Source organism: Hominifimenecus sp. rT4P-3, from assembly GCF_051055405.1.
GTDB lineage: Bacteria > Bacillota > Clostridia > Lachnospirales > Lachnospiraceae > Pseudolachnospira.
Genome location: NZ_CP167068.1, coordinates 56,261 through 79,937, shown reverse-complemented (window position 1 = coordinate 79,937; position 23,677 = coordinate 56,261). Strand labels below are relative to the sequence as shown.

General features: G+C 45.5%; 25 protein-coding genes. 11 read left to right on the top strand and 14 right to left on the bottom strand.

All coding sequences use genetic code 11. The features are described 5' to 3' along the window. Nucleotides 1-2 precede the first annotated feature (2 nt). The 10 genes from ACCC71_RS00395 to ACCC71_RS00350 form a co-directional block, all read right to left on the bottom strand. Complete coding sequence (locus ACCC71_RS00395) at nucleotides 3-608, bottom strand: hypothetical protein (protein ID WP_434310482.1); 606 nt, start codon at nucleotides 606-608, stop codon at nucleotides 3-5. 8 nt (nucleotides 609-616) lie between these two features. Beyond that, the gene (locus tag ACCC71_RS00390; protein WP_434310481.1) at nucleotides 617-1,465 is read right to left on the bottom strand and encodes a phage distal tail protein; all 849 of its coding nucleotides are present in this window, start codon (nucleotides 1,463-1,465) and stop codon (nucleotides 617-619) included. Beyond that, a complete protein-coding gene (locus ACCC71_RS00385; protein ID WP_434310480.1) occupies nucleotides 1,455-5,096 on the bottom strand; it encodes a phage tail tape measure protein in 3,642 nt (1,213 codons plus the stop codon). Before ACCC71_RS00385 ends, ACCC71_RS00390 begins: the two co-directional genes overlap by 11 nt. Nucleotides 5,097-5,305: 209 nt before the next feature. Continuing rightward, the gene (locus tag ACCC71_RS00380) at nucleotides 5,306-5,695 is read right to left on the bottom strand and encodes a hypothetical protein (RefSeq protein WP_434310479.1); all 390 of its coding nucleotides are present in this window, start codon (nucleotides 5,693-5,695) and stop codon (nucleotides 5,306-5,308) included. A 69-nt stretch (nucleotides 5,696-5,764) separates the two neighbouring features. Next, nucleotides 5,765-6,331 (bottom strand): hypothetical protein, encoded by a 567-nt coding sequence (locus ACCC71_RS00375; RefSeq protein ID WP_434310478.1) that lies wholly within the window; start codon nucleotides 6,329-6,331, stop codon nucleotides 5,765-5,767. A 112-nt stretch (nucleotides 6,332-6,443) separates the two neighbouring features. Then, a complete protein-coding gene (locus tag ACCC71_RS00370; RefSeq protein WP_434310477.1) occupies nucleotides 6,444-6,758 on the bottom strand; it encodes a hypothetical protein in 315 nt (104 codons plus the stop codon). 230 nt (nucleotides 6,759-6,988) lie between these two features. Beyond that, on the bottom strand, nucleotides 6,989-7,435 hold the full coding sequence (locus ACCC71_RS00365; protein ID WP_434310476.1) for a hypothetical protein: 447 nt from the start codon (nucleotides 7,433-7,435) through the stop codon (nucleotides 6,989-6,991). Further along, entirely contained in the window at nucleotides 7,404-8,135 is a 732-nt protein-coding gene (locus ACCC71_RS00360; protein ID WP_434310475.1) for a DUF6291 domain-containing protein, read from the bottom strand. The genes ACCC71_RS00365 and ACCC71_RS00360 overlap by 32 nt, the downstream gene beginning before the upstream one ends. Before the next feature lie 184 nt (nucleotides 8,136-8,319). Beyond that, on the bottom strand, nucleotides 8,320-8,478 hold the full coding sequence (locus ACCC71_RS00355) for a hypothetical protein (RefSeq protein WP_434310474.1): 159 nt from the start codon (nucleotides 8,476-8,478) through the stop codon (nucleotides 8,320-8,322). Nucleotides 8,479-8,612: 134 nt separating this feature from the next. Beyond that, on the bottom strand, nucleotides 8,613-8,816 hold the full coding sequence (locus ACCC71_RS00350) for a helix-turn-helix domain-containing protein (protein WP_434310473.1): 204 nt from the start codon (nucleotides 8,814-8,816) through the stop codon (nucleotides 8,613-8,615). Nucleotides 8,817-9,032: 216 nt separating this feature from the next. Between ACCC71_RS00350 and ACCC71_RS00345 the strand changes: the two genes are divergently transcribed. The 5 genes from ACCC71_RS00345 to ACCC71_RS00325 all read left to right on the top strand — a co-directional run bounded on the left by ACCC71_RS00345 (nucleotide 9,033) and on the right by ACCC71_RS00325 (nucleotide 13,467). After that, a complete protein-coding gene (locus ACCC71_RS00345) occupies nucleotides 9,033-9,458 on the top strand; it encodes a helix-turn-helix domain-containing protein (RefSeq protein WP_434310472.1) in 426 nt (141 codons plus the stop codon). Between the two features lie 12 nt (nucleotides 9,459-9,470). After that, on the top strand, nucleotides 9,471-9,920 hold the full coding sequence (locus tag ACCC71_RS00340) for an ImmA/IrrE family metallo-endopeptidase (protein WP_434310471.1): 450 nt from the start codon (nucleotides 9,471-9,473) through the stop codon (nucleotides 9,918-9,920). Next, complete coding sequence (locus ACCC71_RS00335) at nucleotides 9,917-10,882, top strand: hypothetical protein (RefSeq protein WP_434310470.1); 966 nt, start codon at nucleotides 9,917-9,919, stop codon at nucleotides 10,880-10,882. Before ACCC71_RS00340 ends, ACCC71_RS00335 begins: the two co-directional genes overlap by 4 nt. Nucleotides 10,883-10,970: 88 nt before the next feature. Further along, nucleotides 10,971-11,819 carry a KilA-N domain-containing protein gene (locus ACCC71_RS00330; protein ID WP_434310469.1) on the top strand — a complete coding sequence of 283 codons (849 nt, stop codon included), beginning with the start codon at nucleotides 10,971-10,973 and terminating at the stop codon, nucleotides 11,817-11,819. 64 nt (nucleotides 11,820-11,883) lie between these two features. Then, the gene (locus ACCC71_RS00325; protein ID WP_434310468.1) at nucleotides 11,884-13,467 is read left to right on the top strand and encodes a recombinase family protein; all 1,584 of its coding nucleotides are present in this window, start codon (nucleotides 11,884-11,886) and stop codon (nucleotides 13,465-13,467) included. Here the strand turns inward: ACCC71_RS00325 and ACCC71_RS00320 are convergent. Next, entirely contained in the window at nucleotides 13,451-14,332 is an 882-nt protein-coding gene (locus tag ACCC71_RS00320) for a LysM peptidoglycan-binding domain-containing protein (RefSeq protein WP_434310467.1), read from the bottom strand. The genes ACCC71_RS00325 and ACCC71_RS00320 overlap by 17 nt on opposite strands. Before the next feature lie 197 nt (nucleotides 14,333-14,529). Between ACCC71_RS00320 and ACCC71_RS00315 the strand changes: the two genes are divergently transcribed. Further along, nucleotides 14,530-15,057, top strand: a complete 528-nt coding sequence (locus tag ACCC71_RS00315) for a spore maturation protein (protein WP_434310466.1) — start codon at nucleotides 14,530-14,532, stop codon at nucleotides 15,055-15,057. A 36-nt stretch (nucleotides 15,058-15,093) separates the two neighbouring features. Here the strand turns inward: ACCC71_RS00315 and ACCC71_RS00310 are convergent, their stop codons facing one another. Continuing rightward, nucleotides 15,094-16,281, bottom strand: a complete 1,188-nt coding sequence (locus tag ACCC71_RS00310) for a class I SAM-dependent methyltransferase (protein ID WP_434310465.1) — start codon at nucleotides 16,279-16,281, stop codon at nucleotides 15,094-15,096. Between the two features lie 200 nt (nucleotides 16,282-16,481). On the opposite strand from ACCC71_RS00310, the gene ACCC71_RS00305 reads away from it, so the two are divergent. Further along, nucleotides 16,482-17,297 carry a DNA-3-methyladenine glycosylase family protein gene (locus ACCC71_RS00305; protein WP_434310464.1) on the top strand — a complete coding sequence of 272 codons (816 nt, stop codon included), beginning with the start codon at nucleotides 16,482-16,484 and terminating at the stop codon, nucleotides 17,295-17,297. Nucleotides 17,298-17,324: 27 nt separating this feature from the next. Here the strand turns inward: ACCC71_RS00305 and ACCC71_RS00300 are convergent, their stop codons facing one another. Continuing rightward, a complete protein-coding gene (locus ACCC71_RS00300) occupies nucleotides 17,325-18,218 on the bottom strand; it encodes a helix-turn-helix domain-containing protein (RefSeq protein ID WP_434310463.1) in 894 nt (297 codons plus the stop codon). Nucleotides 18,219-18,707: 489 nt separating this feature from the next. Between ACCC71_RS00300 and ACCC71_RS00295 the strand changes: the two genes are divergently transcribed. The 4 genes from ACCC71_RS00295 to ACCC71_RS00280 all read left to right on the top strand — a co-directional run bounded on the left by ACCC71_RS00295 (nucleotide 18,708) and on the right by ACCC71_RS00280 (nucleotide 22,402). Further along, nucleotides 18,708-19,355 carry an MBL fold metallo-hydrolase gene (locus ACCC71_RS00295; protein ID WP_434310462.1) on the top strand — a complete coding sequence of 216 codons (648 nt, stop codon included), beginning with the start codon at nucleotides 18,708-18,710 and terminating at the stop codon, nucleotides 19,353-19,355. 78 nt (nucleotides 19,356-19,433) lie between these two features. Beyond that, nucleotides 19,434-19,934 carry a TRAP transporter small permease gene (locus ACCC71_RS00290; protein WP_434310461.1) on the top strand — a complete coding sequence of 167 codons (501 nt, stop codon included), beginning with the start codon at nucleotides 19,434-19,436 and terminating at the stop codon, nucleotides 19,932-19,934. Then, nucleotides 19,931-21,214, top strand: a complete 1,284-nt coding sequence (locus ACCC71_RS00285; RefSeq protein ID WP_434310460.1) for a TRAP transporter large permease — start codon at nucleotides 19,931-19,933, stop codon at nucleotides 21,212-21,214. The genes ACCC71_RS00290 and ACCC71_RS00285 overlap by 4 nt, the downstream gene beginning before the upstream one ends. Nucleotides 21,215-21,313: 99 nt before the next feature. Then, nucleotides 21,314-22,402 (top strand): TRAP transporter substrate-binding protein, encoded by a 1,089-nt coding sequence (locus ACCC71_RS00280; protein WP_434310459.1) that lies wholly within the window; start codon nucleotides 21,314-21,316, stop codon nucleotides 22,400-22,402. Nucleotides 22,403-22,559: 157 nt separating this feature from the next. Here ACCC71_RS00280 and ACCC71_RS00275 read toward each other — a convergent pair whose 3' ends face one another. Further along, a complete protein-coding gene (locus tag ACCC71_RS00275) occupies nucleotides 22,560-23,069 on the bottom strand; it encodes a ferritin (protein WP_434310458.1) in 510 nt (169 codons plus the stop codon). Nucleotides 23,070-23,677: the final 608 nt, after the last annotated feature.

Sequence of the window (23,677 nt, the reverse complement as noted above, 5' to 3'; positions counted from 1 at the left end):
GTTCAAACTCCCACGGGAGGCACTGCCGCGTCTGTAATCTGCAGTAAAATACTGCCCGCTTCCGGGTTTTCCGGTTCATCCTGGCTAATATAAATATTTCGCCATGCAGTTGACTGTAAGCCTTCAAACCAAGTCTCAAACTCGGATAAGTTTTTCGGCCGAATTGCCCCGCAAAGATCAGGGTCCGTCCTCTCGTCTTTAATCGCGATTGTCCCGTCCGCTTTAACGGTAAGCTGTGCCAAGGATAGATCATAATATGCGCTATTACGCGCCAACTCCGGAGGGGCCGATGCTGTTCCCGGAACGACGACCGCCGAGATAGACTTGCTGGCATAGACCAGCCGCACAACGACTCGGTCTATCCGGCTTCCGGATGTCGGAGGCGTTACCGTCAGGCTCTTTGCGCTGGTGTTGTAATACCAAAAGCCCTTTAAGATTGCAAATCCTGTATTGACTAAAATCGCTCCGGACAGCTGAGACACAGCCAAGGTCATTGCCCCGCTGTCCTCTACGCTTACTCCAGAGCGGTAGATATTGTCAAAGTATCGGTTTAATTCATCCTGCCCATACTCCGTATCACCATCAAAAAAACCATATGTTTCTGCCATATTACCTCCTATATTCCCAGATACCGCTCCCGATGGATGATTACCACCTGCTGCGGGTCCAGTTCATTGTCTGTACCGTATTCGATTCTATTTTCTCCCGGACGGAGTTGAAAAAAGTCCGTGTCTAAATCAATATACCCATACGCATCCTCTAAACTGCCGTTTCTTTCAATTTGTACGCTGATATTGCCGGGATCCGTATTGATATGTAAAAAATCGCCTTCTGTCAAAGTCCGGTTAACGATCATCCGTTCTCCTGTAGTATGATTGATAATCCGGGGATTTTCCGCCGGACCCTGAAAAATGACCTGTATCGGCGTATCCAAATGTCCTCCATTGATGATCGTCTTCTGTTTCGGCCCACGGTGGCGCAAGCAGAAGGGCAGGGTAAATTTTAGCTTCCATCCGCCAATCCATGTACTCATCTGATCCGATTCTGAATACTCCGCCAGCATAGCCGGATCCAGGCAGGTCAACTCTAAATGAAAACGGACCCGCTCATGAATATTCGTATATTTATATTCAAACTTTTCTACCTCGTACGCCGTTACACAACGTTTTCCCGCATTCTCCACCGTTAACACACCGGAGGACAACGGAGAAAAGAATGCGAGCAAAAATTCCCTAACCCTTGATGTGTTCCCGTCTCGAAATTTATACTCGGCTGTAAGGCTGATATCCCGGCCGGATATCTTTCTTTTGGTTAGCCGGCTTCCATATCCGCTGATATTCTCTTTTTTCTGTATATCATATTCCGCAGCCTCAATGCCACTGTAATCAATGATTCCAAATTCATTATCGCCTACTGAAAAATCGGTTTTTCCATTATGAAAATGGAAACGTATTTTATCCGCCAAATGCTAACTCCCTCCCTACTTTTCTCAAGGCTCTCGCATTCTCTGCCGGAGTCCGCTCTGGATTTACAATCGTTACATTCTGGGTCACGCTGCCACCTTGATTTTGTTCCATTTTTTCTACCAAACGCCCAATTGCCTGCGCTGTCGATTGGGACAAGCCAAATTCCGGATACGCCGATTCAGGACGGTTTCGGATTGCTGCAGAGGAAGTGTAGCTGATGTATTGTTTTGCTTCCATCTCCTGTTTCATCTTTATCGCTTGCTTTTCATAAGCTTGCATAGCAACCTGCGCCGCATTCTCATAAGTCCGTTCCAGGGCCGGACGTTCTTCTTCTGTTCCCTCAATGGCGCCGATCACGTTATTGGCGCCAATTTTGTGAAATTCCCTCGAGGGAGAATTCTGATTGAATTTTTTCCTTGCCGCTTCAATTGCGGCGCTTGCCAGGCTGGAATAAGTAGTAATCACCAATCGCCTCATAGAGCTGGACCCTTCAATAAACCCTTTCACATTATTCAGTCCCGCCTCATAAGCTTGTTCCCGTAAATTCATAGAAACTACCGCTGTTACCGCATCTATTGCCATAGAAGATGCCGCAACAGTAAAATTTGTCTGCATCGCAAGCACATTATCTGTAAAGGTTTTCTTTCCCTCTTCTACCGCATTAAATTTCTCAACAAACTCATGAATATGTTCTCCTCCATCGTCTACCAGAGCTTGCAAAATCTTAGCCGATTCCTGCGAACCATCTGACAATTTTTGAATAAGTCCTTTATCCACATTCCATTCTATTAACTTTGAAATATTATCCGTATAATTATCCATGTAGTCAAGCTGACTATCCAAGCTTCCCATCAGTTCCTCAATACTGCGATCCGCCTTTGTGCTCATGGTCTCGAACATACCCATTTCTGCGGTCAGATTTTCCTCTATTTTTTTCTTTGTAGCCTCATACTCGTCTCTGAGAAGTTGTTGTTGTTCTTGGATCTCTTCTATTCTGACCTGTTGTTCCGCCACATGGGTAAGGTAAGCTTCGTCCAGTCCAGCAATTTCTTCCCGCACATTGGCATATCGCTCGCTGTTTTCCCCCAGCGCCGCTGCAGATTCCAATAACGCATCCCTCTGCGCTAAAGTAGTTTCGCTCATACCAGCAACACTTAATTGATGTTGGGTGATCACGTCATTGGAAGACGCCAACTGTGTATCAATTGACGCAAGGGCCTCTTTCGCCTCCTCATATGCAGTCCGACAGCCTTCTACTTCCTCTTTCACCTGGCTATATCCAGAAGCTTCCTGCATCAAAAGAGTATTGGAATGCTCCTCCATATCTTCTGTCATTTGGCTCTGCACTTCCGCCAGCCTTCGTTCTGCCTCTTCTACCGCTTCCGCTGCCTCTGCCCGCTGCTTCAGAAGTTCTGCCCGTGCTTCCACAGCCGCATTGTAGTTTTCCTCTTCCGCCTGTTTTTCGAGCAATTTATCCAAAGCATCCGTCGTCATGTTAAGGGAATCGGTCTGTTCATCATACGCCAAGGAGAGACCTGGAACCTCTTTATTCAAAAGCGCTACGATTTCCGAAATTCGATGTTTGCTTTCAACGGTTTTATTTTCTTGGCCGATCAGTTTCGAAAGTTCTGACGCCAATTCTTTTTGGACCGCGGAATCTTTTTTTATTTCCTCTTGCTTCTCCCCATAGGAAACGATCGTTTCGTCGACGGATTCTCTCAGTTCCTTCGTTTTTTGAACCAAAGCTTCCGTTTCGGATTCCGAATCACCTGCCGTAGCTATAAAAGCTCCAATCGCAGTAGTAAGGGAAAGAATTGCTGTTGCGACTAATACGACTGGATTCGCTTTCAGTACCTGGTTAAAGCTAGCGATAATCGGTATCGCTGCCGCTTTCACCGCACTATAGGTAGTCACTGCAATCGTCATCGTTCCAAGTCCAACCGCGACTGCCGTAATCAAAGAAACGAGTTCCGGATTGTCCTGTACAAAACCAGTGGCCCAGGTAAAAGCTTCCGCTCCTGCTTCCGAAAGACTCTGCAGTGCCGGAGACAACTGGTCTCCGATTGCGGCCTTTAAATTTTCAAAGGCAGTCTCCATCCGTTTTTTAGCAGATTCCGTTGTGTCCGCCATCTCTTCAAAAGCGCGATCTGCGGCACCTGTGCTCTCATCCATCCGCTTTAATACGGAATTATATTCTTCCGTTCCAGCTTCCAAAAGAGATAGTGCGCCCACCCCGGCTTCCGAACTTTTCCATAGCTCTGTGAACTTTTTCTTATTTCCACCGACACTATCTCCGAGAATCTTCATAATATCGCCGAGCGACATTCCTTTTTTGGTTAACGTGGCAAAAGAGCTCCCGGTATGTTCCTGCAAAACCTTTGATACCGTACTTCCAGAGTCTCCCAGCTCATTTAGTATTTCTTTTAAATATGTCGTAGAATCAACGGTAGAAATACTATGGGAAGTAAGAACTGCGTAAGCTGCGGACAGATTGTCCATTTCCACGTGATAAGCGGCGGCGGCTGGAATCACCTGCTCCATATTAGAAGCAAGTTCCGCTACCGTTGTTTTCCCCAAATTTTGTGTAGTAATTAAATAATCCGATAATTGAGCAGCCTGTGACGTCTCCAATCCATACGTGTTGACCGCGGTGGAAAGGATATCCAACGCATCTTTTGTATCGATAAAACCACTGGCAGCCAGCTTTGTTGCCTGTTCCACAAATTGCACAGAATCCGCCGCATCAATACCAGCTGCCACAGCATTATATGTAGACGCTGCTATCTCCGAAGCCGATATTCCCATTTCATTCGACAACTGTATCATCTGATCTTTCAGCGTCTCCAAAGGCACCGCATTAGCGCCTGCAATCGATCCTACTTTTACAACAGCCGATTCAAATTGGGAAGAAGCTTTTACGCAATCCAGAAGGACATCTTTTACCGTTCCCAGCGCTGCATTTACCCCGGAATCTTTCAGTGCTTTTGCAAAGCTATCGACTGCCTTTCCCAAACCTTTTGAATTATCCGATGCGCTCCGAACGCGGTGGCCATATTCATCAATACTGTCTGCCACTTGATCGGTATTTTGGCGAGCCTCCTCCAAATATCCCTGGTTGTTTTCTAGTTCTTGGGACAGCCGTGCCAGGCTGTTCTCTGCACGGTTTACTCGTCCTTGCCACTGCTCAACACGTTCCGTCGCCTTCTGCATTCCTGTCTCTGCATTTTGTAAAACCTGCTGATAATGCTCCAGCTCTGCGGTCAGTCGGGCATGCTCTTCCGCCGTGTCCTCTGTAATATCCCCCAAATCCTCTTGGCGCTGCATAACTTGTTCCAGCTTTTCCTGAACTTCCGCAATTTTTTGGGCATATTTCTCCTGATTCTTTTGAGCATTCTGCAGTCCCGCGTTGGAAGCCTCCAGTTTTTCTTTTAAGCTTTCTTGAGAGCGGCACAAAATTTCTACTGCTTTTTCCAATGTAGCGAGTGCATTGGCGCTTCCCGCTGATTCATTTTTGAATTCTTTCAATTCGGATTTCAGAAGACTATACTGCGCATTAATATCTTTTAATTTCCGCCTATATTCTGCTTCCCCTTCTAATATAATCCGAGTGCTAATTGTCTCCGTTGCCATATTACACCTCAATACATTTTGACATCTCACAATATAAGTAACCGTAAAAAGAGAAGATATCGAAGTCGTCTACTGCTCCTCTTCTTTCCTGATACCTCTCCTTTTAAGATAAAGTTCCATCAAATCATAGACTCGCCCTGGGGACATATATTCCGCTTCTTTTACGCTTAGCCCCATCAATAACGCCATGGATAAAAACTCTGCCCGCGTTACTTTGTTTTTTTTTGCAATTCTGCAAGGCCCACGTCAACTTCATCGTTTTCTTCTTGAATTTCCCGACCAAAACCATATGCGATCGCTTTTGTCATCGCACCTTTCAAATTTAAAAGGTCTACTGGCCTGGCCATCATTTGAATTTCTTTCGCCGTTAATACCGCGCCCTCTTGGCCGCTTTCATACCGCCGGAGTTCTTCCGCTGCCTGAGACATAGCCTCCGCCGTCTGACAGAATAGGGAAAAACCTTCTTTTGTATGATCCATCAAAATTTCCATGATTTCCTTGTCTTTGGCAAAATCTGAAATCTCAAACATTGCTTTTGCCGTATATGCCAGACGATATGTCTTGCCACTAAATGTCACTTCTGTGAATTTTGCAAACACCGTTCTACCTCCATAAGCTTCCCCGGATAAAATATTCCAGGGAAGCTATGCTTGTCTATTGTTTTTTAATTACGCCTGGACCTGGACAACCCCTAATTTCTGATCTACATAAGCGATAGCCGCTGCTTCTGTATCGAATTCTTTCCGGTATCTCCAATCTCCCGTATTCGGCTCATAAATAGTAAAACTCAATGGCTTCGTGGTGAATGTAATGCTGCTGCCCTTGGTAGCCGCCGAATCGGTGCTCAAGATTGCTTTCACCTTCGGATAGTAATATGCTTCATAAACCGGCGTCCCATTTCTGCGAAGAGTTTTGTAATACGCCAGACCACCATAAGGGACAATATCCGCCGCATTGTCTACCAGCTCACCTTCGCTGTATGCAGAACCATATACCGCAGCTTCCGTCTCCTTTTCCATATCGTCCACTTCCACTGCCAGGGTTCCGCTAATAAATTCGTCTGCTTTCTCTGCCAGCATATTGTTGGCATAAAGCTCACCGGTTGCAATATTTACGGTCAAATCCGCCTTTACCAGTTTTCCAATTTCCACCTTCGTATCATACGTGGGAAGTGCGCTTGCCGGTTCGCTTTTTACCGGTGCAAAGTTAATGTATTTTGCTCCAAAAGATGCCATAATAAAAACCTCCTAATTCATTCTTTTTTCGTAAATGTGTGTTTTAGAATTTCATTGCTGCTTTTACAGCCTTTCTTCCATTTGCCAAAGCCTATTATTTCAATTGATATGATCAAACGATCTCACAATAAATCGTATATCGGATCTGTTTTGTTTCTGAATCATATTCCACCAGGGGCTCCTCAAAAACAATTTCTGCCATTTCCAATGCGTTCAGCAACCCCTCCAGCATTGGATCAAATTCTTCCTTCGTGCAGAATTCCACCTGCACTTCATGAATCACTTCCCGGCGATGGCCGGAAGCCATAAGCGCCCGCCCTCCAATTTCTCGCCAGACTACATATTTTTCTGATGCTTCCGCTGCTTCAAAATGGTATACATTTTCCGTGACGGACAAAAGCACATTTTGGAATTCCTGCAATGTCATACTTGATCTCCCATCTCTTCTCCTTTCTACTCTTTATGAATATATCAAAAAGTTTCTAAAAGCCAGTAGGCTTTGGCTGGACCCACTTTCAGAAACTGATTGCCCAAGTGCGTTCGATCATCACGCATTCGATGGAGTAAAGAGCAAAAAACAGGCTCCCATTTCTGGTTGCCTGTTTTCATACTATGATTATATCATATGTAAAAACAAATGGTTCCATCTGTTTTCCATTATTTACACTCATTGGTCAGAAATAATTCTGGATGAATCCGCTCGAAAGCACTAAGCGCTTCCCCATGCTTATTGATGATATACTTATAAGAATATCCCATATCATCCGCTATTTGCGCAAAATCTCCATCTTCTCGGACATAATGCCGGTACAAAATATCGATGTATATCCCCTCGCGCAAATCATGAATCTGATCCACGATCTGATTTTTCAATTCCAAATACTCGATAATTTTCTGGTCAATCGTTTCTTTTAGAGACAAAATCCGAACCGCCTGTCTCCCCGTATAATCACCCATTGCTCCGGAAAATGAAGTCTGAACGTGCTCGCCGTTATGACGAAATGAGATTCCGACAGACGATTCCGCCTCTTTTAACTCCATTTTTTTATGATGTATTTTCCTCTCCAAACTCTTAAGTTGACCTAAATATTCTTTTGCCGTCATCCATTCCTCCGCATTCTTCAAAAAGCCTTTTTTCCTCTTGCATTAACAGAGCGTCATAGTCTGTTTCTCGTTGATGAAAGTTATGAAATCGATTCGGCGATTCACTCCGAAAGCGATTGCCTTTTGCACTGTTTTGTGCTCGGGACAACCAGGAATTCAAAAAACGTTTCGCCCCAGACCGGGTCTTTCGTTTCTCTGGATTAGCCAGGCACCATGCTTTTATATTTCTCAACTCCTGTTTCACATGAATTTCCGGATAGAGCTGCTGGAATAGTTCCACATCATTCTCCGATATCATGTATTCCGTTCCGTCATTGAGAGAAAAACTTTCCACGCAAGATGATTCCTTCTCCGTTGCAGAAGAATTTACCTTTTCCTTTTCTTGTTCCTTTTTCTTTTCTTTCTGGTTCTGTTCGGTTTCTATTTGATTTTCTTCTGGTTCCAACTCGGATACTTCTTGCTTTTCATTCTGCTTTTGTTTGGGCCTCCCTCCGTTTTTCCCATTTTCATATCGTCGGTTATTGGCATCAATTTGTGGACGGATTAAAAGAAATAGCGCCTTTTCTACTCCGCCAATCTCCGGCTCCACTCCGTCCAGCCCGTATTCCATAATCGCCTTTATCAATCTGGCCTGTCCCTCCGGCTCAAGCTCTCTGACCGCCTCCCAGAAACTGCGATAAAACAACACACTATCTCTCATTCCCATCAACTCCAAAGCTTCATAAAACAACACCTAATAGACTTACTTCTCGCATCACATGATCACACATACTCAAAAACATCAGATTCTAAACATCAAACGTACTTTTTTGTTCCTTACGTATTACTCTCTTATCTTTATCAACCTCCAACTCATAAAAAATAGCTTGTCCCCCTCTGACCGCTTACGCGGTCTCATTTTGCTTTATCAGCTGGGCACATACAAACTTCGAAATATCCTGGATAATCTCTTGCGCTTCTGCTTTTGTCTGCCCGCGGCAATAATCATCATGAAAGCGGACAAGTGCATTCCCTATCTTTATTTCTTTTACCGGTTCCGACATGTTATTTCACCTCCCTTTTAAAATATTCCAGACAGATTGTCCAACTTTCCACCGAATCTATCTTTTGCTGCCTTTTTGGCTTCACTTTCTATTTATATAACAATTACGTCACACCCGCGTCCACAGACAACACATTAAGCAATTTCATCTTCCAACAAGCGCCCGACGGAAACGCCTAAATACTTCGCCACTTTCATCACTCTCTGAATCCCAGGCTCACATTCTTTCCATTTTCGAACGCTTCCATTTCCAAAACCCAGCTCTTTTTCTAATCTGCAAAGTGTAATTCCTCTCTTTTCACATATATCAACAACATTGTTATAAAGCAAATCTTTCACCTCCTCCTTTTTTAAGCTGACAAAAAGAAAATATTCTACCTTTCTCTTGACACAAAATAGAAAATATTCTATAATTAAATATATCACAACTCGCTCACAGATTCTTCACATCTTCTTCGTAGATTATTTTCTACTTCTTTTAATTATAATATAGCTAATTTTCTACGTTGTCAAGATGTTTTGTAGATTTTCTTCTACATCTCAAGGAGACATTTTATGACTACGTATGAAACCATAAAGAAATTATGCGATGAAAAAAATATCGCCGTAACAGCACTTGAAAAGGAACTCGGTTTTGGCCGCGGCTCTATTGGGAAATTACGAAATAGCAGTACCTCCGCCGAACGTTTGCAAAAAATTGCCGACTACTTTCATGTAACCGTGAACGATCTCATGAATAATACAGATAACGCTCACTCTTTAAAAACAGATCTTACGTCAAAAGATGAAAAAGATATCAAAAAAGACCTGGATAATATTATGAAAAAAATTTCTTCCGGCGCCGATGGCTCTGCTTCCTATGACGGCGAACCGCTTTCCCCGGAATCTCTGGAGCTCTTCCGCGGCGAATTGGAAATTGCATTACAACGTTTGAAACTAATTAATAAAGAGAAATATAATCCACTCAAAAATAAAAAGTAGGTGATCGTTTCCTTGCTCGACAAAATCAAGAAAAATGTTGCACATTACGTGCATATATTTGAAACACGAGATCCATTTAAACTGGCCGAATATTTAAAGATTATCGTTCAAATAGGAAATATCGGTGAATGCTTAGGTTGCTATATGTTCCTAAAAAATCACAAATATATATTTCTAAACCAAAATTTGGACGAATGGGAATCCCGCATGGTACTTGCTCATGAATTGGGGCATGCTGTCATGCACCGAAAAAAGAACTGCTATTTCCTGCGCGAAAAAACCCTGCTTCTCCCCGGCTTAGAACAAGAGGCAAATATTTTTGCGGCCGAACTGCTTATCCCTGAGGAAGTTATTTTGGAGCATCCGTACTACTCAGTGGAACAGTTATCCCGTTTGCTGGGATATCGAGAAGAATTTATCCGACTAAAATTGAAAAATATGTCTTGGGAGGACGAAATATGAAAAAGAAATTTACTGGAATCTTACTGGCGGGCTGTATCGCTTTATCCGCCTGCGCTTCTAATGCGGAAAACACATCCGAAGCTATTACCTCTTTGGAGACTGCTGCTTCGGTGGAAACTACTACCACGGAAGAAGCTACTACCACTGTACCCGAAACCACGCCGCTGGAAACAGAAGCTCTCTCTTCTGCTCCGGAAGCACCGGCCGCCTTTCCTTTTACCGATTCCGAATTGTTTGAGCAGATGCAGGCAGATATGGTTCTGGCATACAGCCAAAACAAATATTATGACCCGGAAGATCCCTTGTGGGAAATCGGCGATACGTCCGAGGGAAATGGATATAACATTACATGTATAAAATTAGGAACAGCCTACAAAGATACCAGAAACACTTATGTCTATTGTTTCACTAACCAAACTTCCGGCAAGCTGGAAGCCATTGAAATGATACTTGAAGAAATTCAAGACCTTTCTTCTGGAGGCTCCTTTTATACTGCCGCAACTACTTTTTTAAATTCCATTGGAATCAAACGCGCCATTGTCAATTTACTGAATACGGATCTATCGCAAGACGGCATCCAAATATCTATCAAAGAAGAATGGAATGCTGCCGGCGATTATGAACGCCTATATTTAACCGCTGTTTTGGAAAATTCTGACTTTCAAAATGAGTTCTTCCTGACTCCCCCCGGCGCTTCCGAACCGGAAACAACCGAGGCCTATAACTCTCCCTCCATCACGAGAGGCGAGTTCAATTCCTTGAAGATCGGAATTACCTATAATGAAGCCGTCGAAATCATCGGCGGGTACGGCGAACTGATCTCCGAATCCGGCACCCCCGGCAGCCGTTCTCACACCGTTATGTATCAATGGACTGGATCAGGAAAATACAGCGGCTCCGCAACTCTTGTCTTCCAGGGCGGCAAGTTGACCTCTAAATCTCAATATGGTTTAGAATATTAATCTCTTTGGGTAGTTAGGGCTCTACTTGGATTCCTAACTATTCGTACCGGATTATAACAAGAAAGCTGCAAAGCACGAGGAGAAGCGCATGAAATTAAATGCAAATGGTATAGAAATATCCGTCATTATGAATCAAGAAAATACCAGCGACTATATTTCTCTGACCGATATTGCCAAAAGAAAAGATCCGGATGAACCCAGAATCGTGATATCCAACTGGATGAGTTCTTATTCTACCATAGATTTCCTGGCAACGTGGGAAACCCTATACAACCCAAATTTTAACCGTCTGGAATTCCAGACGGTTAGAAGTGAGCCTGGCCGCTTAATTATGACCCCAAAGCAGTGGATTGAACGAATGTCCGCGATTGGCATCACTTCACAAGCTGGACGTTATGGCGGTACTTATGCACATTCTGATATAGCCTTTGAATTTGCTTCATGGATATCGCCGGAATTCAAATTATACTTAATCAAAGACTACCAACGGCTTAAAACAGAGGAATCCCGACGCCTCGAATTGGGTTGGGATACAAAGCGGGAATTATCAAAAATTAATTATCGAATTCATACAGACGCTATAAAAGAATTTCTCATTACGCCTGAGCTAACAAAGCAGGAACAAAACTATACCTATGCCACAGAAGCCGATATTCTCAATGTCGCGCTTTTTGGTAAAACAGCGAAACAGTGGCGGGAAGAAACTGGACATAAAAAATTAAATATACGGGATTTTGCCAGTGTAGAACAGCTCATTGTTTTAGTAAATCTTGAAAGTATGAATGCAGATCTAATCCGCCAAAAGCTCCCAGCAAATGAGCGTGTTCAGAAATTGCGAAGTATTGCTTATTATCAGCTGCACTCATTAACGTCCAGCAATGCCGCTGATAAATTGAAACAAGATATTCAAAACAGAATCGAACAAAAAAAGAGCTAGCCTCTACGTTAACCCAAACGATTTATTGAAAATATTTCCATCACTACTACTCATACCAGGAAGGATGATATCCATCGAAGAATATCTGATCTATCTCCGCAAAAGCCGGGCAGACGTTGAACTGGAAGCCCGCGGCGAAGGAGAAACTTTGGCCAGGCACGAAAAAGCCTTGTCCGAATTTGCCAGGAAACACCACCTGAATGTAACCGCTATCTATAAAGAGATTGTTTCCGGAGAGACTATTTCCGAACGCCCCAAAATGCAGCAGCTAATCACGGAAGTGATGTCTGGCCGCTGGGCTGGAGTGTTAGTTATGGAGGTAGAGCGTCTCGCCCGTGGAGATACCAAAGATCAAGGCATCGTCTCCGAAGCATTTAAAATTGGGAATACCAAGATCATCACTCCAACAAAGACATATGACCCGAACAACGAATTTGACGAAGAGTATTTCGAGTTCGGTCTTTTTATGAGCCGCAGAGAGTACAAGACCATCAATCGCCGCATTCAGCGGGGACGAGTCGCGTCCGCCAAAGAAGGAAAGTTTCTGTCCAGCGTTGCGCCCTACGGATACAAAAAGGTCAAAATCCCCAACGACAAAGGCTATACCCTGGAAATTGACCCGGAGCGAGCTGATGTGATTCGCTTGATTTTCCGCTGGTATGTCGACGGTTGCGAAGGGACGCGTATGGGAATGACCTCCATCGCCCGTAAACTCGACGAAATGCGAATTCCTCCTATGCGCCGGGATACCTGGTCCCGCGCCAGTATCAGCGATATTTTACAAAATCCTGTATATGCCGGAAAGCTCCGGTGGTCTTATCGAAAAGAAATCAAAAAATATGTAGACGGACAGCTGAAAAAAATCCGTACCCCGTCAACGGACTGCATTTACGTAGACGGAATACATCCAGCTATCATCACCGAAGAAACCTTTGAAAGAGTACAGCAAATCATGAAACAACATAATCGCAATCCGATTTCCACACCGGCGAATCTGCAAAATCCTTTGGCCGGTCTTATTTACTGCAAAAAATGCGGTGCGCTGATGACACGCCTTGCGCCATCCACAAAAACACCTTATGCCGCCCTGAAATGCCCCAACCGCTACTGCAATAACATTTCTTCTCCTCTTTATTTGGTGGAAGAAGTCCTCATTTCTTCCCTCCGCAGCTGGTTGGAAAAATATGAGATGGACTGCGCCACAAGTCAACATCCGGAGCTCCCCCAGGTCGGACTCCTAAAGTCTAATGTTTCCAAACTCCAAGGCGAGTTAAAGGGTTTAAACGACCAAAAAAATAACGCCTATGATTTTCTGGAAAAAGGCATCTATACCGTTGAGATTTTCCAAGGGCGCTTGGAATTGCTTTCCCGAAAGGAATTCGAACTGAAAAAGGACCTGGAGGAGCTCGATCGGAAATTATCCAATCTGTACGCTGCCGAAGAAGCGCAAAAAGCCTTTGCGCCAGCAGCGAAAGAAATTATGGAAGCCTATGAAGGAATTGAAGACGCAGCCGCCAAAAATGAACTGTTGAAAAAAGTTTTAGAACGTGCCGAATATGAGAAAACAGAACCAAACCGAAAAGGAAACCGGGAAAACGCTAACTTCTCCCTGGATTTGTACCCTCGCATTATTACCATTGACCTGTAAATCCATATGTATATCCCCACTCATATGTCATCAAAAACACCCGGTCTGCGGCCTCTCCCAGCAACTGGTAATCGACCCCCTCATATAGAAGTCCCGGCTGGTCGGCGGAGACCTTCGGGGCTAACGCCACCGATACCGTCAGTCCATCTGGGCTGACCGCTTGACGCAGCCGCTCCACAAAAACAGCATATTCCACTCGGTTTTCCGCCAGGATAAACTCAAAATCCACGTCGATTCCCCGGTATCCCTTTTCTAACGCATTTTGCCGCAGTTCTGCAATCACCCGGTCCTGGACTGCTTGATCTTCCACCAATACCTTGACCAAGTTATTGTTAAACTGCCCATCCTCCCCAAAAGGAGTCAGCACTAGAATCGTATCCACGCCAAATTCCCTTGCCTGTTCGCGGATTGCCGTTTCATTTAGTGGGGGGATCAAGGCGCCTTCCACGGTAAAACCATACGAGAAGATCAAAAGCTCTTGGATTTCCAGCAACGCCTCTTGCAAAGTAGACGTTCTTGTAAACGGATAGGCATACCCGGTTAATCTCAAATTTACTGAAGGCTCCCCTTCATACCGGATGACCAGTGTTTCTCCGGCAACCAGCGTTTCCTGACCAAGCAGCCATGAATTATTCCGCACAAGCTGTTTCACTGAAATTCCCTGACTTTGAGCAATCCCATAAATTGTGTCGCCAGGCTGAACGGTATAAACCGCTTCCGGCAGCAAAATAAGCAGCGCCTGACCAGGTACCAGCTGCGCCGGATCATCTAACTGATTGTCATACTGAAGCCTGGCTTCGGATACGCCATAGGAAGCGGCAATGGAAGCCAGCGTCTCTCCGCGGTTTACCACATGAAGAATCATTGTTTGCCTCGAAAGTAGATTTCCTTTCAAGGTATGCTGTTAACATGGATTTCCATTCATTGGAATCCAAACTTTTACCGTATTCCTTTTTTATTTCATCCTTTTTCTCTTCTTTTTATATCCTCCCCTGCATTTGGGGTCTGTCTGTCTTTCTTTAGACATAAAATAGTAACAAGCAGCTTTCAAAAGGTATTTTGATGAAAATTCTCCTTTATCTTTCCGATTTAATCCTGCCTTTAGTCATCTTTTACGTCGTCTCCTATGGACTATCACAAAACCGCCCCGTCTACGACGATTTTGTTCATGGAGCCAAAAAAGGGCTGAAAACCGTAGTCGAGATCGCGCCAACGCTGGTTGGACTTCTCACAGCCGTCAGCGTTCTACGCGCCTCCGGGCTTCTCGATCTGATCGCTAACTGCCTGTCGGGTTTGACGGAACTCCTGCATATTCCAGGCACGTTGGTGCCGCTCATCCTGGTCCGGATTTTTTCCTCCTCCGCCGCCAATGGACTTGTCACCGATATCTTTTCCAATTATGGGCCGGATTCCCCCATCGGGATGGCGGCCTCAATTCTCATGAGCTGTACGGAGACGATTTTCTACACGATGAGCGTCTATTTTATCGCTGCCAAAGTAAAAAAGACCCGCTACACATTAGCCGGAGCCCTGCTGGCCACCTTTGCCGGCGTGGCGGCCAGCATTTTTCTTGCTGGAAGGATTCTTTAAACAGAAAGCATTGTCCAGGGCTCTCGTCCATTCTTATCAACGAAGGGGAGATCCATACCAGCGAACCATCGGGAGGTCATTATTGATACCCTTGGTAGCAAGCACTTGGTGAAGGTCGATAATTCCATTGTGAAACGTTGCTGCACACGACGAAAGATAGAGATCCCACATCCGTACAAAGTGCTCGTCAAACATTTCCTGTACTTTATCGGCCTGCTCCCGAAAATTCTTCTCCCAGCACAAAAGCGTCCGGTTATAATGAAGCCTGAGATTCTCCACATCCAACACATGAAACTCTTTTTCCGCCAAAAAGGAAATCATCTCCCGCAGGCTGGGAATCATTCCTCCCGGAAAAATATATTTTTTTGTCCACGGGTCCCCGGAAAACTCCTTCCGAGCGCTGATGAAATGCAAAAGGAGCAGGCCTCCGCCGCAAAGCACCTGACTTGCACACTCAACAAAAACAGGATAATTTTCTCTTCCCACATGTTCCAGCATTCCAACGCTGACCACACGGTCAAACTGCTTTCCAAGCTCTGGAAGATCTCGGTAATCCATCCGCTTTACCTCTAGATAATCCTGAAGCCCTTCCTCCTGAATTCTCCTCTGAAATTCCTCCTCCTGCTCTCTGCTGAGCGTAATACCTGTTCCATGAATTTTATACTTTTTCGCCGCTTCGATCAGCAAAAATCCCCAACCGCACCCAATGTCCAAAAGAGTCATGCCCTCTTTGAGATATAATTTCTGAAGAATATAGTGTACCTTGTTTACCTGGGCCTGATATAAGGTATCTTCTTCCTTTTCAAAATAAGCGCAGGAATAACTCATGGTTTCATCCAGCCACAGCCGGTAGAAATCATTTCCAATATCATAGTGGCTGGTCACTTCCTGCTCCTGGTTCTTTTTGGATAAGGAGGTATGAACCAATCGTTTTAACGCTTTTTTGTCAGAGGAAAATCGATCCATCTGCCCCAAAAAATGATCCAACGCCTCATAAAGATTTCCCTCAATATCCAAGTTCCCTTCCATATAAGCTTCTCCCAAAGCCAAAGACGTGCTGGTAAGAAGCTTTGACAGGGGGACTGCTTTTTTAAAATTCACAATAAACGTCGGTTTTCCGTCTCCCACCGGATACTCCCGATCCCGAAATCGTACCAGAAACGGCTGGTCGGAAAATCTGCATAAAAATCGTACCATCTCTTTTTCTTCCAATGCTGCAAACATACGTCTACTCCTTTTGCCTTTTATAGACTGTGATATGATGGTATTATTCCCTTTTATTCCCAAATTTACACGTTACCTTTCCATGCCTAGCGGCATCCAAGTTTCCGCATTTTCTATCTCGTTTCTCTTGCTTTTTCCCCTAACTTCGTTTACGATAAAAATTCCAGAACCCTTACCGATCCCAACATAGGAGACTACCGATGATAACCATAGAAAATACTCTTTTTTCCATCGATCAAATCTGCGAATCCGGCCAGTGCTTTCGTCTGCGTCCCCTGGAAAACGGACGCTATTGCCTGACCGCTCTCGGACGCTATCTGGAAATCGAGCAGATCGATGATGCCGTCACCTTTTTCTGCTCACAGGAAGAATTCGAGGAAATTTGGAAAAATTATTTTGATCTTGACACAGACTATCAAAGCTACCTTAGCTTCGCTTCCGCCGGAGGGCCTTATCTTTGCGAAGCCGCGGCTTTTGGAAAGGGAATCCGCATTCTCCGCCAGGATCTCTGGGAGATGACGATCTCTTTTATTATCTCTCAGCAAAACAATATCAAACGAATCCGAAAATGTATTCACACGCTCTGCGAGCGTTACGGGGAAAAGAAAAGCAGCCCCAACGGGACTGCTTACTATGATTTTCCTACCGCCGCCGCATTGGCAGCTGCCAGCGAAGAGGATTTGCGCGCCTGCAACCTGGGCTACCGGAGCCGCTACATCCGGGACACCGCTCATCTTGTCCAAAACCGCGAAATCCCCTGGGACAGCCTCCATGGGATGCACTATCCGGAGGCCAAAGAGGCGCTGATGAAGCTCCCCGGCGTTGGAACAAAGGTGGCGGACTGTATCTGCCTGTTTGGGCTGCATCATTTAGAGGCATTCCCCATCGACACTCATATCCGCCAGGTTTTAGAGCGGCACTACCCGGACGGTTTCCCTTATGAATCCTTTCCCGGTTTTGCCGGTATCCTCCAACAGTATATTTTTTATTACGATTTAAAAAGCAAAGATGCTTAAGCAGTCCATAAGACGCTTACACGGGAATCATCTTCCCTTTCCTCCGTTTTTTGTTCCTTCCGGAATTGACGCAATATGAAACTGCTGGCGGAACTGACCCGGCGCAATCCCAATTCGCTTTTTAAATGCGCTGGAAAAATGATTGATATTGGGATATCCCACCATCTCCGCAATGGTACCGATGGGCAGCATCGTTGACAGGAGCAAATGCTGAGATTCGCCGATCCTTCGATTGATCAGGTAATTGATCGGCGAGATTCCTACCTCCATCTTGATAATATGACTTAGGTAATCCGTGCTGATAAAGAACTCCCTCGCCAAACTTTCCAAGGTTAACGGAAGCGCATAATGATTATCAATATAGTGGATGATCTCCCTTGCCAGATTGCTGGCCGAATCCTCCCTCGCGGTCTCCGGAAGATCCCCAATTCGATCATCCACAAAGGAAAGAATCGTACAGATAGCATGTTGACAAATATTATACGTATTCTTACTTGGGGACGTACAGGCGTCCAGAATCAACCGAAAACAACTATCAATAGAATCCCCTGCCTTTCCTACCGGGATGACCGGAGATAGATAATCCGGGATAATCTGATTGAATTCCCGGTTTTTTAGCTGCAGCTTTCGAAACGCACAAGACCAACGCTCCACTGGCTCCTCCCGGTCCGAACAGGCGGCATGTACAACACCGGCGTTTAAAATCACAATGTCCCCCTGGCTGACCGTATAGGACTTGGTATCAATGGTGTAGTAAGCTTTCCCCCGATTGATGTAGAGAACCTCGCACCATTCGTTATGCTTCACCGGCGCAATCGTCCAGTCCGGGTTGTCACATACATGACTGATAAATGAAATGTTCGGAAGATCTCCACCCGCGAAGATCTCATTTTTTTCCCCTTCCATATATATCTTTCGCATCAAGATTCCTCTTTGCTCTTCATTTTTATTTTCCATTGATAAAAGCATACACACCCTTATCAATGGAAGGTACCTTCAATTGACAAGGGCACACACGGCCAGGACAGAGGCGTACTGGACGTACGCCGATGGAAGATAACGCAGAGGATGCCCAAATTATCCCGCTATGAGGCGTGTATGCTCTTGTTAATTGAAGGTATCCTCATCCTAACATGGTTTCTTTTTTCTGGCAAGCCATAACAAGATATTAATAATGAACTATGAAAACCCCGAAAAAACCTCATTTTTACATTATGATCTCAACGATATCTTCGATATACAGCCAAGAATTTTTATGATAACATTTTCAATAAGTAAAACATTTTTACATTCTGGTTTAACCACAATTTTGCTCTATCGTTAAAATTTTCTCCCTAATATTTTATGGAGAACACAGGTATATTTAACGAAATAACTTCGCAGACTTTAATGGGACTTATTGGTAAAAATATGAAAATCAAAGAAAATATTTATATGTTGGAATGTACTAGAAAAAAGGTTCTCTATCACGACCGGGAATGCGATTCCATGGTGTATGCCGTATTAGAAGCAGACGGAATTACCCTCATTGATTCCGGGTTTCCGCCCTTTGCCTATGAAATCTTGGAGGAAATCCGCCTGTTAGGGCAGCACCGCCTCTCTCTGAAACAGATTCTCCTGACCCACGGAGATCTGGATCACATTGGAAATGCCGCCTGGCTTCAGGATAAAACGGGCTGCAATGTCTGGATTTCCCAGGAAGAAAACGTCTATTTAACCGGGGAGCGGAAACGCCTTCCCAATAAACAGCGCATGTGCGAAGAATTTCATCTGCAGCTTCCTCGTGTAGAGTTCTATCCGCCTTCCCGCATGGTTGGGGATTTTCAGATTTTCGATACCCCAGGACATTCCCGCGGCCATGTCTGTATTCTTTACCGCCAGGTTCTGTTTGGCGGAGATCTATTCTCCTTTTCCGGCGGAAGCTTTTCCGGCGCGAATCCGGAGTGGACCGAGGATATGGAACAGGCTGCCCGCTCATTAGACTGCCTGCGCAGTTTAAAATTTTCCATGTTATGCCCAGGACACGGAATTCCCGATAAAAGGCGAAATTATCTATAAACCCACGCTGCATTCGTGGCGCAGAATTTCGCCTTGTGAAATTTTTTATTCTTTTATCATACCAAAAGGAGGCCATCTATGAAAAAGCTGTTAAAATGGCTGGACGAACGCTTTGAAGAAACGGTGTTAGGCGGCTTTTTAATCCTGATCACCGCCATTATTTTTCTTCAGGTAATCATGCGCTACGTCTTGTCCCACGCCTTGACATGGCCGGAAGAATTTACCCGGTACTGTCTGGTCTGTTCCACTCTTCTCTCCCTCAGTTACTGCATCCGGTTTCGAATCATGCTTCGCGTCGATATCGTGGTACAGTTTCTGCCAAAAAAGGTACGGGCGGTTTTAGAATTTCTAATTCAGCTGCTGTCTTTGGGGCTCTACTGCTATCTGTTTTATCACTCCTTTAGCACAGTAGAACTCTCCTGGAACAGTAAGCAGGTCAGCACAGCCATGGGCTTTCCCATGTATCTGCTCTACGGTTGGGGCACCGCTTGCTTTGGCCTGGCTGTCATCCGCACATTGCAGGACATCGTCCGCAGCGTTTGGAAAAATCCTGGTAAAAAGGAGGAGGTAAATCTATGACGCTCCTAGTATTTGCCCTATTAATTGTTCTTCTGGTCTGCTCTGTGCCGATTGCCGTGGCGTTAGGCTCCGCTGTGGTCGTTCCCGCTCTGGTAGATCCGGAATTTTTAACCTCTGAAGCATACATCATCCGATCTATCATCACTGGCGTTGACAGTACCCCGCTTCTTGCCATCCCGCTCTTTGTCCTTTCCGGAGCAATCATGGCCAAAGGCGGTATCTCCAAAAAACTTTTTGATATTTGCGCTTGCTTCCTGGGAGAACGAACCGGCGGCATGCCCTGTGCGGTCATTTTGACCTGTCTTTTTTACGGGGCAATCTCCGGCTCCGGCCCCGCCACATGCGCGGCTGTCGGCGCCATGGCAATCCCGGTACTGACCTCCCTTGGCTATGAAAAACTGTTCACCGCCGCTGTGGTTGCCGCCGCATCCGGGCTGGGCGTCATCATTCCTCCCAGCATTCCCTTTATCCTCTGGGGCCTGGGAACTGGCGCTTCCGTAGGCGATATGTTTGTGGCCGGTATCATTCCCGGTATCCTGATCGCCTTCTGCCTGATGGCCTACGCCTACTTTTACTGCCGTCGGCATGGGGAAGACAAAGCGAAAATTGCCGCCAACTATGCCGCTCTTAAGGGCCGCGGCCGGCTTTCCGTCGTAAAGGATGGCTTTTGGGCGCTGTTAACCCCAGTCATTATCCTGGGCGGTATCTACTCCGGAGCGGTCACGCCCACGGAAGCAGCTTGTATCTCCGTCGTTTACTCTCTGGTCGTTTCCATTTTTATTTACCGGTCGCTGAAACCTAGGGAGATTTGGCACGAAATCGGTGAGTCGGTCCGCTCCTACGCGCCGATCCTGGCCCTGATTGCTTTGGCCAGCGCCTTCAGCCGCGTGTTGACTCTGATTGGCGCTCCCACGATGTTGGCGGAGTATCTTTTGAACAATTTCTCCACACGGGCGGCTTTCCTGATTGCGTTGAATCTGATTCTGCTGATCCTTGGCATGCTGATCGACGTAGGTCCTGCTATTGTCATCATTGGGCCTCTGCTGTCCCCGATTGCCGCCGCCCTGAACATTGATATCATTCACCTTGGCATCATCGTGGTGGTAAACCTGGCCATCGGTTTTGTCTCCCCGCCTTTTGGGCTAAACCTTTTTGTGGCAAGCCCTTTGGCCAATGTTCCGGTTGGATCCCTAGGAAAAAAATGTATTCCTTTTACCCTTTGCTTTATCATTGCCCTTTTGCTCATTACCTTTATTCCAGCGCTCTCGTTGGCTCTATAACAACGTGTCGCCAACATGCTTGGATGGTCTTACTTCCATTGACTGGGCTTCTCTTTTCAATGGAAAGATAATATAAAATGTTCTAAAGGAGGAAAAAACATGAAGAAACTGATGGTATGGCTCTTATCCGCCCTTTTGCTGGCAAGCGTAACCGCCTGCGGCAGTGGGAAGGATACCACAACAGCTCCGGCTCAATCCGGAACGCAGACAGCTGGTGCGGAAACAAAGGCACCCGAAGAGACGAACGCCCCGACGGCCTCCGGCGAATCCAAAAAGCTGCTCTATGTCCATGGAGCCAGCGACACTTCGATTCTCCAGGAGACAGCGGTTCATTTTAAGGAACTGTTGGAGGAAAAATCCGGCGGCCGCTACACCGTAGAAATCCACCCGAACTTTGAACTGGGCTCCCTGACGGAGAGCGTGGAAATGATCAAAGCGGGAGAAGTTCAGCTCTCCGGTGTTTGCCTGGGCTCCTATTATTCTCCGAAGTTAGCTTTTATTGATCTTCCCAATGCGGTCCCCAGCATCGAGGCCGCCTACAAGCTTTACACGGAAACCGAATTCCGTCCTCAGATCAATGAGATCATGCGGGAACAGGGCATCGAACTGCTGTCCTTCGGTGCGGTTTATTTCCGGGAAATGAGCAGCAACGTACCAGTTCACAGCGCGGAAGACATTGCAGGCATCAATATCCGTACTCTAGAGAACTCCCTGCATACGGCTTACTGGTCTGCGTTGGGCGCGAATCCTTCGCCGCTCCCCTGGTCGGAAACCTACATTGCCCTGCAGCAGGGACTGGTGGACGCAGAGGAAAACCCGCTGGACTCCATCGTTGGATCCAAGCTGTATGAAGTGCAGAAATATATCGTCAATACCAACCACATCGTCTACACCGCCCCGGTTATGGTCAACGGCGCATTTTTCGATAGCCTTTCCGAGGAAGATCAGGCCATCTTCCGGGAATGCGGAGAACTGACGGAAAAATATGCTTATGAGTACGCCAGAGATTATGAGAGCACCTTAAAAACTCAGCTGGAAGAAAAAGGCATGGAGTTCATTGATCTCTCCGACGAAGTGCTGGCGCAGCTGAAAGAAAAAGCTTCCAGCGTGTATGACACCGTGCGGGAACAGATCGGCGACGAGACCATGGATGCGTTCCTGGCGGCGATTGATGCGGTGACGAAGTAAGTCAAAAAATGTCCGGTTCCCTTCCTCAAAGGAATATCCGGGACAACTTTCGAAAAAGGGGCATCGCACGAAACATAGTGCGATGCCCCTTTTTCGAACCAATAACTGCTTCCTCTTCCATTGGTCAAAGTATGATACGGTTCAGTCTCAATGTGTTTTACAGAACCAATGACGGCGCAGTATAAACTCTAGCGCCCAGCTCGCTGTTTAACATATACAGCCCCTTGGCATCCGATCCATAAAGTTCCATCTTTGTAATCAGATCCGCCGCGTTCTTTTCTTCCTCTCCCTGCTCTTTTACAAACCAGTCCAAAAGCTGCATAGTGCGGAAGTCCCGTACGTCAAAGGCCGCGGCATAGATGGTATTGATCAGCTCGGTTACATACTGTTCATGCTTTAAACCAGCCTTTAAAGGCGCCATGTGATCGGTCAGCTGGCAATCCGGTTTTGCGATGGCTTCCAAGGTAACCTTCTCGCTGCTATTTTGCAGGTATTGATAAAACAGCATCGCGTGATCCCGCTCTTCCTGGGCCTGCACCTTATACCAGTTCTCAAACCCATCCAAGCCCTCCGCCGCATAGTAATTGGCGAATTCTAGATAGAGATAAGCAGAATAAAATTCCTTGTTGATCTGTTCATTTAGAAGTTCCGCAACTTTCCTGTCCATATTTGTATTTCCATCCTTTCTGTGTCTTTTCTACATCCTCCGATTCAACCACAGATTGCAATGTGGCTTTCTCTTTCTATATTAATCTATTTTTTATCGCCGTCAATACTATTTATTTTTATTTTATTTATTTTTGAGAAAGGTTGGAGTATCAAAGCGTTCCTTTATATGCGCTCATATCATCATTCCTTACGGCCAATTTAATATACAATATTATTATAGCCAAAATCCAGCAAAAAAGTTACCTTCAATTAACAAGAGCATACACGCCTCATAGCGGGATAATTTGGGCATCCTCTGCGTTATCTTCCATCGGCGTACGTCCACGCCTCTGTCAGATGCCTGGACGATGCCCAAATTCTCTCCGCTTGAGGTCACAGAGTCAGATAGAGATAAATTTTACTTTCTGCAAGGCAGTTGAACGATGCGTACAGGACGTACGCTGAGTGAAACTAACGATGCAGAAAGTAAAATTTACTCTGTTCTGACCGTGTGTGCCCTTGTCAATTGAAGGTAATATGGCATAATAAAATTCAAGGAAGTTTTCCCATTCCATGATCAAATAGCTACTCTACATGGATCCGACAGTAAGAATTCTGCGAAAAGCG

Bases quoted from the DNA above. Each gene is read 5' to 3' on its own strand.
- ACCC71_RS00345 (WP_434310472.1), top strand. From the start codon at position 9,033: ATGACTACGTATGAAACCATAAAGAAATTATGCGATGAAAAAAATATC.
- ACCC71_RS00310 (WP_434310465.1), bottom strand. From the start codon at position 16,281: ATGTTTGCAGCATTGGAAGAAAAAGAGATGGTACGATTTTTATGCAGA.
- ACCC71_RS00365 (WP_434310476.1), bottom strand. From the start codon at position 7,435: ATGACGGCAAAAGAATATTTAGGTCAACTTAAGAGTTTGGAGAGGAAA.
- ACCC71_RS00300 (WP_434310463.1), bottom strand. From the start codon at position 18,218: ATGCGAAAGATATATATGGAAGGGGAAAAAAATGAGATCTTCGCGGGT.
- ACCC71_RS00370 (WP_434310477.1), bottom strand. From the start codon at position 6,758: ATGACATTGCAGGAATTCCAAAATGTGCTTTTGTCCGTCACGGAAAAT.
- ACCC71_RS00395 (WP_434310482.1), bottom strand. From the start codon at position 608: ATGGCAGAAACATATGGTTTTTTTGATGGTGATACGGAGTATGGGCAG.
- ACCC71_RS00280 (WP_434310459.1), top strand. From the start codon at position 21,314: ATGAAGAAACTGATGGTATGGCTCTTATCCGCCCTTTTGCTGGCAAGC.
- ACCC71_RS00295 (WP_434310462.1), top strand. From the start codon at position 18,708: ATGAAAATCAAAGAAAATATTTATATGTTGGAATGTACTAGAAAAAAG.
- ACCC71_RS00355 (WP_434310474.1), bottom strand. From the start codon at position 8,478: ATGTCGGAACCGGTAAAAGAAATAAAGATAGGGAATGCACTTGTCCGC.
- ACCC71_RS00275 (WP_434310458.1), bottom strand. From the start codon at position 23,069: ATGGACAGGAAAGTTGCGGAACTTCTAAATGAACAGATCAACAAGGAA.
- ACCC71_RS00320 (WP_434310467.1), bottom strand. From the start codon at position 14,332: ATGATTCTTCATGTGGTAAACCGCGGAGAGACGCTGGCTTCCATTGCC.
- ACCC71_RS00385 (WP_434310480.1), bottom strand. From the start codon at position 5,096: ATGGCAACGGAGACAATTAGCACTCGGATTATATTAGAAGGGGAAGCA.
- ACCC71_RS00360 (WP_434310475.1), bottom strand. From the start codon at position 8,135: ATGAGAGATAGTGTGTTGTTTTATCGCAGTTTCTGGGAGGCGGTCAGA.
- ACCC71_RS00290 (WP_434310461.1), top strand. From the start codon at position 19,434: ATGAAAAAGCTGTTAAAATGGCTGGACGAACGCTTTGAAGAAACGGTG.
- ACCC71_RS00285 (WP_434310460.1), top strand. From the start codon at position 19,931: ATGACGCTCCTAGTATTTGCCCTATTAATTGTTCTTCTGGTCTGCTCT.
- ACCC71_RS00335 (WP_434310470.1), top strand. From the start codon at position 9,917: ATGAAAAAGAAATTTACTGGAATCTTACTGGCGGGCTGTATCGCTTTA.
- ACCC71_RS00325 (WP_434310468.1), top strand. From the start codon at position 11,884: ATGATATCCATCGAAGAATATCTGATCTATCTCCGCAAAAGCCGGGCA.
- ACCC71_RS00375 (WP_434310478.1), bottom strand. From the start codon at position 6,331: ATGGCATCTTTTGGAGCAAAATACATTAACTTTGCACCGGTAAAAAGC.
- ACCC71_RS00315 (WP_434310466.1), top strand. From the start codon at position 14,530: ATGAAAATTCTCCTTTATCTTTCCGATTTAATCCTGCCTTTAGTCATC.
- ACCC71_RS00330 (WP_434310469.1), top strand. From the start codon at position 10,971: ATGAAATTAAATGCAAATGGTATAGAAATATCCGTCATTATGAATCAA.
- ACCC71_RS00305 (WP_434310464.1), top strand. From the start codon at position 16,482: ATGATAACCATAGAAAATACTCTTTTTTCCATCGATCAAATCTGCGAA.